Below are 12522 nucleotides of genomic sequence, written 5' to 3' on the forward strand. Positions count from 1 at the left end.
CATGGGCTGTGGGAGCGCCTCTGTAGGAGCTGCCGCAGGCTGCGATCTTTTGATCTGGCTGTCGAGAAAATCAAAAGATCGCAGCCTGCGGCAGCTCCTACAGGGTTGCTGCGAGAACCTGACGTAACGCCAGGAGAGCGAGGAAATGCACGGGATAGAGCGCGTACGCCCACCGACGCATCGGTGGTGGCTGGATGCCTCGGGCCTGTCGCAATAACAACAGCCCCAGCAATGGAGCGATCAGACAGGCGGCGATACCGGGGACGGCGGCACTGTTGCCGATTTTTGCGGCGTAATACAGCACGTGCCATTGATTGGCCGCCAGGCAGACCAACCCCGGCAACAGGCTGAAGTACCAGGCCCGGTTGATGACCAGCAATGTCACCAGCGGCAACAACACGCCAAAGAAGCCGAACATCAGTCGCTCCGGGAACACTGCCGCCAATGTCAAAGCGCCGACAGCGATTAGCCTCGATTGAAGCGTCTTGTGCTGCCAGCCACGCGCCACCAACAGCCCGAGAGCCAGCGTGGGCAATACGTTTAACGTGTCGGGATCAGGAATGAACAGCCGATAAGGAATTTCGCTGATCGCGCTGAACAGCAGCAACCAGCCAAAATAACGCCCCTCGCCGTCGGCCGCTGCTGCGCCGATCCGAGACAAGTTCGCCGCCATCGCCAGACAAAACCACGGGAACGCCAGCCGCCCCGGCACATACAACAGATCAACGGAATAACCGACATATCGCAGGTGATCGAGCACCATGCTCAGCAGCGCCAGCCACTTGAGCAGATCCAGTGCACCATCGCGTTGAGTCATGTGCATAATTGCCCGTCGTCTTTGTCATTTTCTGTCAGACGCATCGCGTGTGCTCCCCGGATGATCTTCGGTAAAGTGCATACCATCATTGACCACGAGGTGCTTCACCATAAGCGTCTCGATCACGGAAAGCAGGGCCATGACCGATAAGAGCCAACAATTCGCCAGCGACAACTATTCCGGTATCTGCCCCGAAGCCTGGGCGGCCATGGAACAGGCCAACCACGGCCACCAACGCGCTTACGGCGACGATGAATGGACCGCTCGCGCGTCCGATGATTTCCGCAAACTGTTCGAAACCGACTGCGAAGTGTTCTTCGCCTTCAACGGCACCGCCGCCAACTCGCTGGCCCTGTCGTCGCTGTGCCAGAGTTACCACAGCGTGATCTGCTCGGAAACTGCCCACGTCGAAACAGACGAATGCGGCGCGCCTGAATTCTTTTCCAACGGCTCCAAACTGCTGGTCGCACGCACCGAAAACGGCAAGCTGACCCCGGAATCGATCCGCGAAGTCGCCCTTAAGCGCCAGGACATCCACTACCCGAAACCGCGCGTCGTGACCCTGACCCAGGCCACCGAAGTCGGCAGCGTCTACACCCCGGAAGAAATTCGCGCCATCAGCGCCACCTGCAAGGAGCTGGGCCTGAACCTGCACATGGACGGCGCTCGCTTCTCCAACGCGTGCGCATTCCTCGGCTGCTCGCCGGCGGACCTGACCTGGAAGGCCGGCGTCGATGTGTTGTGCTTCGGCGGCACCAAGAACGGCATGGCGGTCGGTGAGGCGATCCTGTTCTTCAACCACAAACTGGCCGAGGACTTCGACTACCGCTGCAAACAGGCCGGACAACTGGCGTCAAAAATGCGCTTCCTCTCGGCGCCGTGGGTCGGGATCCTGGAAAACGATGCCTGGCTCAAATACGCCAAACACGCCAACCGCTGCGCGCAATTGCTGGCTGAACTGGTGAGCGATATTCAAGGCGTGGAACTGATGTTCCCGGTCCAGGCCAACGGCGTGTTCCTGCAACTCTCGGAACCGGCCATCGCCGCACTGACGGCCAAAGGCTGGCGCTTCTACACCTTCATCGGCAACGGCGGCGCACGCTTCATGTGCTCGTGGGACACCGAAGAAGAACGCGTACGCGAACTGGCGGCAGATATTCGCGAAGTCATGTCCCGCTAACCCCCACGCCAGCCCCCGCGACGCCGCTCTGTAGGAGCTGCCGAAGGCTGCGATCTTTTGATGTTGTCTTTGAAAGCAAAATCAAAAGATCGCAGCCTTCGGCAGCTCCTACATGGATCGCGCCCTGAAAGACTTGGTCTACATTGTCTGGCGAGCCCATTCGCTCAGACAATAATAATCAGGAGCGTTCGCATGTCATTGAAAGGCAAAACCCTGTTCATCACCGGCGCCAGTCGCGGGATTGGTCGTGAGATCGCGCTGCGGGCCGCGCGGGATGGGGCCAACATTGTGATTGCGGCCAAAAGTGCCGAGCCGCACCCCAAGTTGCCGGGGACCATTTTCAGCGTGGCGAAGGAAGTCGAAGACGCGGGCGGCCAGGCGTTGGCCTTACAAGTGGATGTGCGCGATGAAGTCGCCGTACGTGAGGCGCTGGCCCAGGCCCATGAGCATTTCGGCGCCATTGATGCACTGATCAACAACGCCGGGGCAATCAAGTTGACCGGAGTCCAGCACATCGAACTCAAGCGCTTTGACCTGATGCACCAGATCAACACCCGCGCCGTGCTGCTGTGCAGTCAGGCCGCCCTGCCCTACCTGAAAAAAACCAGCGGCCATATCCTCAACCTGTCGCCGCCGCTGAACCTGGCGACGAAATGGTTCGCGCAGTACAGCCCTTACACCGTAACCAAATACGGCATGAGCATGCTGACCCTGGGCATGAGTGAGGAATTCAAGAACTACGGCATCAGCGTCAATTCGCTGTGGCCGCAAACGATGATCGCGACGGCGGCCATCGAGTTTCAGCTCGGATCGCGCGAGTCCTTCAAACACGCACGAACGCCGGCGATCATGGCGGATGCCGCCCACATCATTCTGGACAGCAGCGGTCGTAGCATTACCGGTCGGCTGCTGATTGATGAAGAGATTCTGAGGGAAAACGGGGTGGCGGCGTTTGAGGGGTACCGGTTTGAACCGGGCTCCACCGACAAACTGATGCCAGACCTGTTTATCGACTGATAAGCGAACCCTGTAGGAGCTGCCGAAGGCTGCGATCTTTTGATCTTGTTTTTTAAGATCAAGATCAAAAGATCGCAGCCTGCGGCAGCTCCTACAGGGGGGGGGGTTAGCTGTTAGAACTCGATGCGCACGTCGCCCTTCGGCACGCTGCAGCACGACAGGATGAACCCTTCGGCTTCGTCTTCCTCGGTGATCCCGCCGTTGTGCTCCATGTCGACTTCGCCACCCAGCTTCATCACCTTGCACGTCCCGCAGATCCCCATCCCGCAGGCCTTCGGAATCAACAGACCGAGCTTGGCCGCTGCTGCGTGAACGGTTTCCCCCGGCGCCACACGAATGCTCTTGCCAGACGCGGTGAACTCCACCTGATGCAGGTCCGCCACGTCGATGTCCGGGGCGTCTGCGGCGATTTCGGCCTGCTCCACCGCATCGGCACGCGCTTCCGGCGGCGTCGCGCCGAAGGACTCCTCGTGATAACGCGACATGTCGAAGCCGACCGCTTCCAGCATGCGCTTGACCGCGTTCATGTACGGCGTCGGACCGCAGCAGAACACCTCACGCTCAAGGAAGTCCGGCGCCATCAGTTCGAGCATCTTGTGGTTCAGGTAGCCGCGATAACCAGCCCACGGCTCGCCCAGACCGTGCTTCTCGCAGATCAGGTGCAGGCTGAAGTTATCGATCCGCGACGCCATGTGCTCCAACTCGCGGTGGTAAATGATGTCTTTGGGCGAACGGGCGCTGTGGATAAACACCATGTCGACGTTGCCGTTGGTGTCGTAGAACCAGCGCGCCATGGACATGACCGGCGTGATACCAACGCCACCGCTGAGGTACAACACCTTCGGCGCAGTGAAGTCCATGGCGTTGAACAGCCCGACCGGCCCGTGCACCGCCAGCTCCTGGCCTTCATGCAGCGTGTCGTGCAGCCAGTTGGAGACCTTGCCGCCCGGTACGCGCTTGATCGTCACCGAAAAGCTGTACGGCACCGACGGCGAACTGGAAATGGTGTAGGAGCGCATGATCGGCACGCCTTCGATTTCCAGCTCCAGGGTGACAAACTGCCCCGGCTTGAAGAAGAACAGGATCGGCTGGTCGGCCATGAAGCAGAAGGTGCGCACATCCCAGGTTTCCTGGATGACTTTGACGCAACGGACGATGTGTCGACCATTGGCCCAGGTCTGGGTCGTTACCGGATTCAGGAAGCTGTTGGACATGCTGTTCTCCACCGCCGATGTTCGGCCTTATGTTGGCGATTCTGCGTATAGCGCGAACCACCCATTTACCTATCTGCGACATTCACATACTTATCGCGACCAGCCCCCAACTACCGGGGGTTGCGCGTCGGGAACAGATTGGGCCATGTCGCCCATGGATAAGGTTCTGGCCAGCGCCGGCCCCACACTCGCTCCACACAACGACAGTTTCTTTACACCTTGCGTAGCAAACCTGATCAGCCACTTTTCGCGGCCACGCAGATGGCCTTGAGGAAATACACGATGGACGTCACCACTACCCTGAGCCTGGGCGATCCACTGGAACCCGCACGCAAGGCCACCGCGCAGATGCTGCAAGAGCGCGAGCGCACGTTCTCGCTGCCGCAGCCGTTTTACTCTGACGAGCGGCTGTTTGATATCGACATGCAGGAAATTTTCCAGAAAGAGTGGTTGATCGCCGGCATGACGTGCGAGATCCCGACCAAGGGCAACTACCTGACCCTGCAAGTCGGCAAGAACCCGATCATCGTGATTCGTGGCGCAGAAGGCGTGGTGCATGCGTTCCACAACGTCTGCCGCCACCGCGGTTCGCGCTTGTGCACCAGCGAAAAAGGCAAAGTCGCCAAACTGGTCTGCCATTACCACCAGTGGACCTACGAGCTGGACGGCCGCCTGCTGTTCGCCGGCACCGAAATGGGCGCCGACTTCGACATGAAGCAGTACGGCCTGAAACCGGTAAACGTAAAGACCGCCGGTGGTTACATCTTCATCAGCCTGTCGGAGAACCCGCCCGCCATTGATGACTTCCTGTCGACGTTGAGCCATTACATGGAACCGTACGACATGGAAAACACCAAGGTGGCCATCCAGACCAACTTGTACGAAAAAGCCAACTGGAAACTGGTGCTGGAAAACAACCGCGAGTGCTACCACTGCAACGCGTCGCACCCGGAACTGTTGAAATCCCTGCTGGAATGGGACGACGTGACCGACCCGCGCGCCGACCAGGCCTTCAAGGACCACGTCGCTGCCTCCTCCGCGGCCTGGGAAGCCGAAAAGATTCCTTACGCCCACGCCAGCTTCGGCCTGCGTAACCGTATCGTGCGCATGCCGCTGCTCAAGGGCACCGTGTCGATGACCCTGGACGGCAAACAGGGTTGCGCCAAACTCATGGGCCGCATCAAGAACCCGGACCTGGGCTCGATGCGCATCCTGCACCTGCCGCACTCGTGGAACCACTGCATGGGCGATCACATCATCGTGTTCACCGTGTGGCCGATCAGCGCGCAGGAAACCATGGTCACCACCAAGTGGATTGTGCACAAGGATGCGGTCGAAGGCGTCGATTACGACGTGGAACGCATGCGCAAGGTCTGGGATGAAACCAATAACCAGGACCGTCGCCTGGCCGAAGAGAACCAGCGCGGCATCAACTCCACGGCTTACCAGCCAGGGCCGTACTCCAAGACTTATGAGTTTGGTGTGGTGAACTTTGTGGATTGGTACAGCGAGCGGTTGCTGAACAACCTCGGGGCTGAGCCTGCGCCTTATCTTAAAGGCGTGCCTGTTCAGGGTTAAGCAAGATCAAAAGATCGCAGCCTGCGGCAGCTCCTACAAGGATCGTGTGATTCTGTAGGAGCTGCCGCAGGCTGCGATCTTTTAGCCGCCACACCTCCAATCCCCGCAATACCCCCGCAAGACTCCTTAGCACTGTACGAAATATGATCTATCACGTTCAGGCCTATGCCGGGCGTGGCACGCAGCCTTTCACAAACAAGTTATCCACACCTCCACCCACAGCAAATGGGGACAAGTGTGGATTTACGCAAAACTTTCTCCACAGAAATCGAAGAAAATCCGTGACTTATCCAGAAGCAGGGTTTTGAGCGGCTATTGTTCGTTTTTTGATCGAAAGCCTGAAGACCACGGTTTACGGTGGCTGCAGCGGATGACGAACACCTTATCCACAGAAACGCCAACAGACTTTGGGGGCAACTTCGAGGGATCTGTGGAAAACCACCGGCAGCCGCTATAAATCGGGGTTTTCAAGGGATATACCCGTCTAAAAACGATGATTTGATCATTTTCTAATCAGTAGTCCAAAGAGCCCGGTTTGTATGGCCTCCAGAGGTTAACGAACATCTTATCCACAGAAGCGCCAACAGAGATTGGGGGCAAGTATTGGCTAGCGCCAAATCTTATGCACCGTAAAAAGCGTGTAAAAACCGCAGGTTAGACTGGTTGTTTTTTGTACGAAGGCCTACAAGGCTTTATTTGTATGGGGTGCAGCGAAGGGTGAACATGTTATCCACAGAAGCGCTAACAGGGATTGTGGGTAACCCCGACCAGATCCTGTTGAAACACGACCGACCCGTGTCGATGTTCAGGTTCAATTCATAGGCATTGAATGCATGCCAACCAGCAAAATTTTAAGGCACTTAAAATCAGCGTGCTCGACTACGCCGTCCGGATTTTACGGGAGTTCGTTTCGATCTTAGGCGCGCGGCTTTCAGCTGGCGGCATTTGAACTCTTGTCATTCCTGAACCCGATGAACCCATCGACACGATCACTTCATCCAATTCGTCAGCTGGAGGTCTCTTGGTGACCATTCGTTGGGCAACGGCTCTACCCCACCGGCTATTTTTTACCACCTGCGCAGCACCGTGCAAGGCTTTAACACCATTACCCGCACTCACCAACACCGCGCCCACATTGGAGAAAACAGCTCCGGCCGGATAGCCCGCGGCCTCCATTGCGGCTCCCGCAGTGAGACCTGCGTAACCAACGTTCGAGGACACCGACGCATACCCCAACAAACCGCGCGGACGAGAACGAAGCATAGCGCTCGCAATATTTTCCATATGCCCCGTTATGGTTTCAAAACTTCCGATAAGTCGGGCAATTGCCGCTGCGAACTCTCCCGATGGATCTTCAAAGTTAACGGGATCTCCCCCGCAATAGGCATAGGCGTTCAACCCACCCTGTGCAAAAGGACTCAGCCGATCCGGACTGTGAAAACGCATCAGCACCGGGTTATAAAACCTGTGACCATTGCCCAGGTGGTACCCGCCGGTAAGGCGCTCCATGATTTGTCCATTGAACCCCAAGTGGGTGCCCGCTACCCGTTGGCGGCTTTGCGCTCCGTAGGCGGTATACACCAGACGGATCGGGCCGCTTTGGCTCAGTTCGGCGAGGATGGTGCGCTGCAGATCGGTCGCCAGTAACAGAGTGTGCGGCTGCGTGATATCCGCAACCGGTGGCCGGAGAGCGCTTTGAGTATTACGGGAGATAGGCATCAAGAACATCCTTACCGGCCAGAGGGTCCTCAGCCCCAAGACTCCTTGACCGGCTGAATATCGGCTGTTCACTACGGTAGCAAACCGTCGAACCCACCGACACTATCAGTTCTGATAGGGCGTCTTCATGTTCGCGTAAGGAATACGACAGCCGCCACGCCTGCGGCCATTGCATCAGATACGCCTCACCCGTGACCCGAATCATCGGATGCGGAGTGATCTGGCAGGTGTCGACGATGCGAAAGCCGTGGCGATCGTAAAAGCGCCGGGCGCCGGTGTTGACGGCGTAGTCGATCAGGCTCAAGCCCTTGAGCCCTAGATGGTTAGCGCGTTCGTGAGCACGCGCGAGGAATTGTTTGCCCAGGCCCCGATTGCGCCAGCCTTCGTGCAGCGCCAGGCTGGAGATGTAGAGCGTGCCGGGGATTTCCATGTCGGCATACGGCGCCAGGACCGGGTCGGTGGTGGGCTCTGCCAGCGGGTCATGGCGCATGACGTAGCTGTGCAGCATGCCAATGACGCGGCCCTCTGCCTCGGCAATGAGGCAGTTTCTGGTAGGAGAAATCCACGTCGTCGCGGGCGTAACGGGTAGCGCCGACGTCCAGCAAATCCTGGCCAGGCTCTGCTATCTGGCTCCAGATGTAATCCGAAGCGCCCTCTGATGAAATCTGAAACAACCGCGCAATCTCCCGCGCATCGGCGCGCAGGGCCGAACGAAATTCAACGTTCATTGGTATTCCTTGTGGGGGCGGCCTGACAGACTACGAAATTCATACGCTCAACTGTAGGAGCTGCCGCAGGCTGCGATCTTTTGATCTGGAGCTTTTGGATCAAAAGATCGCAGCCTGCGGCAGCTCCTACAAAGTGCGGATTTGCGTTAGCGGACTACGCCTTCTTCAATCAGCAATTTGAGAATCGCCTCGGCGCCTGCTTGCGCGGTGACGCCTTTTAGCACTTGCCCGCCGCCACTCGCCTTGGCCGTCGCGGCTTTCATCCGGTCGGCGCCGCTCTTGGCCTTGATCACTTTCAAGCGTTTAGGGCGTGGTTTGGCCGGTTGCAGTGTTGCAACCGCCAGCAACTCATCGTCGATCACTTCGACTTCATCCGCCTGCAACACGCCGCGTCGCGCCGGGCCGTAGGCGCTCTGCCGAGGTTTCGGTGCGGCGTTATCCACAGTCGCCAGAAATGGCAGCCGCACTTTCAAACGACGCCGTTGACCACGAGGCAGGGCTTGCAGCACCAGCGCCGAGTTGCCGTCGATCGACTCGACTTGAGCCAACCCCACCACCAGCGGCCAGCCGAGGCTTTCCGCCAGCAGGAACGGCAGCATGCCCGAGCCTTCACCGGTTTCCGCCTGGCTGCCGGTCAACACGACTTGCGCACCAGCGTCGCGTAGATAGGCGGTCAATGCGGGCAGCGCATCGGCGCCGACCGGTTGTTCCAGCACATGCAGCTGTTCCAGGCCCATGCCCAGATACGCGCGTAACGCTGGCTCCGCAACATCGCCGGCATGCAGCACTTGCAAGTTATCCCCAGCCAGTTGCAGGCCCAGTTCCACTGCCCGCGCATCCTGCTCCGCGCGACGTGGCCGGCCGGAGGTCGGGTGGGCGCCGATGGACACCAGGCTGATGATTTTCGTGCTCATAACCCTTTCCTTCCCTTAAGCCGCATCGCGCTTGGCTTCGTTGCGGTAAGCCTCTACCGCCGCGATCAAGGCTTGAAGAATCTCGGCGCTCTCGCCGATCACCGACAGGTCGGCCCGTTTGATCATGTCGCAGCCAGGGTCGAGGTTGATCGCCACCACCTTGTCGCAAGCACCGATGCCCTGCAGGTGCTGGATCGCCCCGGAAATCCCGACCGCCACGTAGACCCGCGCGGTGACCCAGGTGCCAGACGCGCCGACCTGACGGTCGCGCGCCATGAAACCATCGTCCACGGCCACACGGGACGCGCCTTCGGTAGCGCCAAGGGCTTCGGCGGTCCTGTGGAAAAGTCCCCAGTCCCTGACCCCGTTGCCGCCGGAGAAAATGAATTCGGCTTCGGCCATCGGAATCGCTGCCGGATCGACCGCCACCGCGCCCAGATCTTCGATGCGCGACAGGCTTCGCACGACCGCTGTGGATAACTCCACCGGCAAGGCTTCGTGACGCGTTTCGCTGACCGGTTCGGCGCACTCGACGGCGGCCAGGATCAAGCGAGCAACCGGACGCGCAAGGTCCTGCAGACCAGCACCGGCGCGGCCGATGCACTCCTGATCCTTGACCTGCCAGACCCTTGTAGCCGGGCGTTCACCCAGCGCAGCGGCAAAGCGCCGACCGAGTTCGCCGCCACCGCTGCGACTGTCCGGCAGCAGCCAGTGACGTGGGCTGAACTGGTTATCCACAGCCCGCAGGCCCTGGACCCGTTGTTCCGGTGCATAACCGCTGAACTCTTCGCCTTCCAGCACCAACAGGCGGTCAACGCCTGCGGTGGCAAAAGCGTTTTCCTTGTGTTCGCCGAAGACCACCGCCAACACCGCGCCGTCCTTGCCCGCCAGTTGGTGAGCGAGACCAAACAAGTCGCGGTCATGGCTGCTCAATCGGCCGCCGACCATGTCGGGCACCACGCTGATGTAAAACGCAGGTGCAGGCACTTGATGCAGCGGCAATTGCGCTTCAACCGCGGCCGAGCGTTTGCTCGCCCCACCCTGCTGAGCGCCACTTCGGTCGATGCGCTTGATGCCATTGGGGCCGATAAAACCAATGCCATGCAGATTCTTGCGGATGACGCCATTAGGGCCCATCCAGCTGTGCTGCGCCGGTTGCATGGCCGCATGCAACGGATGCAGGCGGTTGCGGGCAATCCATTCGGCGCGGGGGTCGCGGCGGATAATGTCGCTCATCAGTGGGCCTCCGCAGGTTCACGCTGGGCCGGGGTGGCCGGTTTACTCGGAGGCGCGTCCTCGAGCAACGCGTCGGCCACCAGTTCGGCGATGTCTTTGATCAGCGGCCGCGGTTCGACCACGCCTTCGAGCATCGCGGTGCACTGTGGACAACCCACGGCCACCAACTCGGCGCCGGTTTCGCGGATGTCGTCCATGCGCATGTCGGGAATCCGTTGCTTGCCCGGAATGTCAGTGATCGGCGCACCCCCGCCACCGCCACAGCAGCGTGAACGGAAGCCGGAACGTTGCATCTCTTTCACTTCGATCCCGAGGGCGCGCAGCACTTCACGCGGCGCCTCGTATTCGCCGTTGTAGCGGCCGAGGTAGCACGGATCGTGATAGGTCACGCTGCTGCCTTTGTGCTGGCCGAGATTGAGCGCGCCGGCCCCGATGATTTCCGCCATGTAGGTACTGTGGTGCTGCACCAGGTAGTTGCCGTCGAAGGCGCCGTATTCGTTTTTCAGCACGTGGAAGCTGTGCGGGTCGCAGGTGACGATGCGGTTGAAGCTGTACTTGGCCAGGGTCTGGATGTTGCGTTTGGCCAGCAACTGGAAGGTCGCTTCGTCGCCCAGCCGTCGGGCCACGTCACCGCTGTCGCGCTCTTCCAGGCCCAGCACTGCGAAGTCGACTTTGGCTGCTTTCAGCACTTTGACGAAGGCGCGCAGGGTGCGCTGGTTGCGCATGTCGAAGGCGCCGTCGCCGACCCAGAACAGCACGTCGACCGATTTCTTCTCGCTGAGCAGGTTCAGGTTCAAGTCCGCCGCCCAGTTCATCCGCCCGCCCGGGGCGAAGCCGCCCGGGTTGTCGGTGGCAATCAGGTTTTCCAGGACTTCGGCGCCCTTGTTCGGGGTTGCGCCTTTTTCCAGGGTCAGATGGCGGCGCATGTCGACGATGGCATCGACGTGCTCGATCATCATCGGGCATTCCTCGACGCAAGCACGGCAAGTGGTGCAGGACCACAAGGTTTCAGCGTCCACCAGACCGTTGACGATCGGTTGATGCGGATTGCCAGCGTGTTCACCGATGGCTTTGCCTGGATACGGGCTGCCGGCGAACTTGGCGTCGGTGCCACCGGCCAGGCCGACCACCATGTCCTGGATCAGTTTTTTCGGGTTCAGCGGCTGGCCGGCGGCGAATGCCGGGCATGCCGCTTCGCACTTGCCGCACTGCACGCAGGCGTCGAAACCGAGCAGTTGGTTCCAGGTGAAATCCTTGGGTTTTTCCACGCCCAGTGGAGCGGTCGGGTCATTGAGGTCCAGCGGTTTCAAACCGGTGGAACGGCCACCATTGAAGCGTTCGGCGCGACGGTGCCAGGCCAGGTGCAGCGCACCGGCGAAGGCGTGCTTCATCGGCCCGCCCCAGGTCATGCCGAAGAACAACTCCGAAACGCCCCACAGCACGCCGATGCCGAGGATCGCAGCCACCACCCAACCGCCGAAATTTTCCGGAAGGATGCCTGCCACCGGCAGGGTCAACAGGAAGAAGCTTGCAGAGAACGCCAACAGGCTTTTCGGCAGGCGCATCCATGGCCCTTTGGAGAGGCGAGCTGGTGGGTTGCGACGGCGCAGAAACATGAAAATCGCACCGACGAACATCACCGCAGAAGCAATCAACAGGGCAACGCCGAGAATGCGACTGTGCAGGCCAAAACCGTGCACCAGTATCGCCAGCACAATGGACGCCACCGCACCACCGGCCGTGGCCACGTGGGTGTTGGCAATGTATTTGTCCCGCGCGACGACGTGGTGCAAATCGACCATGTAGCGCTTGGGCATGGCCAACAGGCCGCCGATCAGGTCGACTTTCGAAGCCCGGCCCCGGCGCCACATAGCCACCCGCCGCAACGCGCCCAGGACAGCCAGGCCCAGGGCAGCGAACAACAGGATTGGAAGAAGGGTGTTCAACATGTGGAGCTCCCAAAGACCTCGGGGTCTTGCAGGTCGAGATGCCTTACTCGGTTCCTGTGGGAGCGGGCTTGCTCGCGATGGACGTAAACGATGACGCTTGCAGTCTGGAACAGCGCGTCGCCTTCAAATTCATCGCGAGCAAGCTCGCTCCTACACAGGGTTATGTGCAA

The 12522-nt window shown here is 59.8% G+C and carries 9 protein-coding genes and 1 pseudogene; 3 read left to right on the forward strand and 7 right to left on the reverse strand.

Features of this window, described 5'->3' with window-relative positions; translation table 11 throughout:
- Positions 1 to 97 precede the first annotated feature (97 nt).
- Complete coding sequence (locus ACA052_RS26740; RefSeq protein ID WP_497647485.1) at positions 98 to 823, reverse strand: TraX family protein; 726 nt, start codon at positions 821 to 823, stop codon at positions 98 to 100.
- Between the two features lie 133 nt (positions 824 to 956).
- Here ACA052_RS26740 and ACA052_RS26745 point away from each other — a divergent pair, with 133 nt between their 5' ends.
- Both ACA052_RS26745 and ACA052_RS26750 read left to right on the forward strand, forming a co-directional pair.
- The gene (locus ACA052_RS26745) at positions 957 to 1997 is read left to right on the forward strand and encodes a threonine aldolase family protein (protein WP_497647486.1); all 1041 of its coding nucleotides are present in this window, start codon (positions 957 to 959) and stop codon (positions 1995 to 1997) included.
- A 192-nt stretch (positions 1998 to 2189) separates the two neighbouring features.
- The gene (locus tag ACA052_RS26750; RefSeq protein ID WP_497647487.1) at positions 2190 to 3014 is read left to right on the forward strand and encodes an SDR family oxidoreductase; all 825 of its coding nucleotides are present in this window, start codon (positions 2190 to 2192) and stop codon (positions 3012 to 3014) included.
- A 113-nt stretch (positions 3015 to 3127) separates the two neighbouring features.
- On the opposite strand, the gene gbcB is transcribed toward ACA052_RS26750, so the two are convergent.
- Positions 3128 to 4228 (reverse strand): glycine betaine monooxygenase reductase subunit, encoded by a 1101-nt coding sequence (gene gbcB, locus ACA052_RS26755; protein WP_497647488.1) that lies wholly within the window; start codon positions 4226 to 4228, stop codon positions 3128 to 3130.
- A gap of 282 nt (positions 4229 to 4510) precedes the next feature.
- Between gbcB and gbca the strand changes: the two genes are divergently transcribed.
- The gene (gene gbca / locus ACA052_RS26760; RefSeq protein WP_497647489.1) at positions 4511 to 5806 is read left to right on the forward strand and encodes a glycine betaine monooxygenase oxygenase subunit; all 1296 of its coding nucleotides are present in this window, start codon (positions 4511 to 4513) and stop codon (positions 5804 to 5806) included.
- Positions 5807 to 6685: 879 nt separating this feature from the next.
- Here gbca and ACA052_RS26765 read toward each other — a convergent pair.
- The 5 genes and pseudogenes from ACA052_RS26765 to dgcB form a co-directional block, all read right to left on the reverse strand.
- Positions 6686 to 7525 carry an RHS repeat-associated core domain-containing protein gene (locus ACA052_RS26765; protein WP_497647490.1) on the reverse strand — a complete coding sequence of 280 codons (840 nt, stop codon included), beginning with the start codon at positions 7523 to 7525 and terminating at the stop codon, positions 6686 to 6688.
- A 163-nt stretch (positions 7526 to 7688) separates the two neighbouring features.
- A pseudogene (locus ACA052_RS26770) lies at positions 7689 to 8253 on the reverse strand (GNAT family N-acetyltransferase); the annotation flags it as partial.
- A 146-nt stretch (positions 8254 to 8399) separates the two neighbouring features.
- Positions 8400 to 9167, reverse strand: coding sequence for an electron transfer flavoprotein subunit beta (gene etfB, locus ACA052_RS26775; protein ID WP_497647491.1), 768 nt, complete (start codon positions 9165 to 9167; stop codon positions 8400 to 8402).
- Positions 9168 to 9182: 15 nt separating this feature from the next.
- A complete protein-coding gene (etfA, locus tag ACA052_RS26780) occupies positions 9183 to 10403 on the reverse strand; it encodes an electron transfer flavoprotein subunit alpha (protein WP_497647492.1) in 1221 nt (406 codons plus the stop codon).
- Positions 10403 to 12352, reverse strand: coding sequence for a dimethylglycine demethylation protein DgcB (dgcB, locus tag ACA052_RS26785; protein WP_497647493.1), 1950 nt, complete (start codon positions 12350 to 12352; stop codon positions 10403 to 10405). The genes etfA and dgcB overlap by 1 nt, the downstream gene beginning before the upstream one ends.
- Between the last annotated feature and the right edge of the window lie 170 nt (positions 12353 to 12522).

It is taken from the genome of Pseudomonas sp. LBUM1644 (assembly GCF_059716195.1).

Bases quoted from the DNA above. Each gene is read 5' to 3' on its own strand.
- gbcB (WP_497647488.1), bottom strand. From the start codon at position 4,228: ATGTCCAACAGCTTCCTGAATCCGGTAACGACCCAGACCTGGGCCAAT.
- etfB (WP_497647491.1), bottom strand. From the start codon at position 9,167: ATGAGCACGAAAATCATCAGCCTGGTGTCCATCGGCGCCCACCCGACC.
- etfA (WP_497647492.1), bottom strand. From the start codon at position 10,403: ATGAGCGACATTATCCGCCGCGACCCCCGCGCCGAATGGATTGCCCGC.
- ACA052_RS26740 (WP_497647485.1), bottom strand. From the start codon at position 823: ATGCACATGACTCAACGCGATGGTGCACTGGATCTGCTCAAGTGGCTG.
- dgcB (WP_497647493.1), bottom strand. From the start codon at position 12,352: ATGTTGAACACCCTTCTTCCAATCCTGTTGTTCGCTGCCCTGGGCCTG.
- gbca (WP_497647489.1), top strand. From the start codon at position 4,511: ATGGACGTCACCACTACCCTGAGCCTGGGCGATCCACTGGAACCCGCA.
- ACA052_RS26765 (WP_497647490.1), bottom strand. From the start codon at position 7,525: ATGCCTATCTCCCGTAATACTCAAAGCGCTCTCCGGCCACCGGTTGCG.
- ACA052_RS26745 (WP_497647486.1), top strand. From the start codon at position 957: ATGACCGATAAGAGCCAACAATTCGCCAGCGACAACTATTCCGGTATC.
- ACA052_RS26750 (WP_497647487.1), top strand. From the start codon at position 2,190: ATGTCATTGAAAGGCAAAACCCTGTTCATCACCGGCGCCAGTCGCGGG.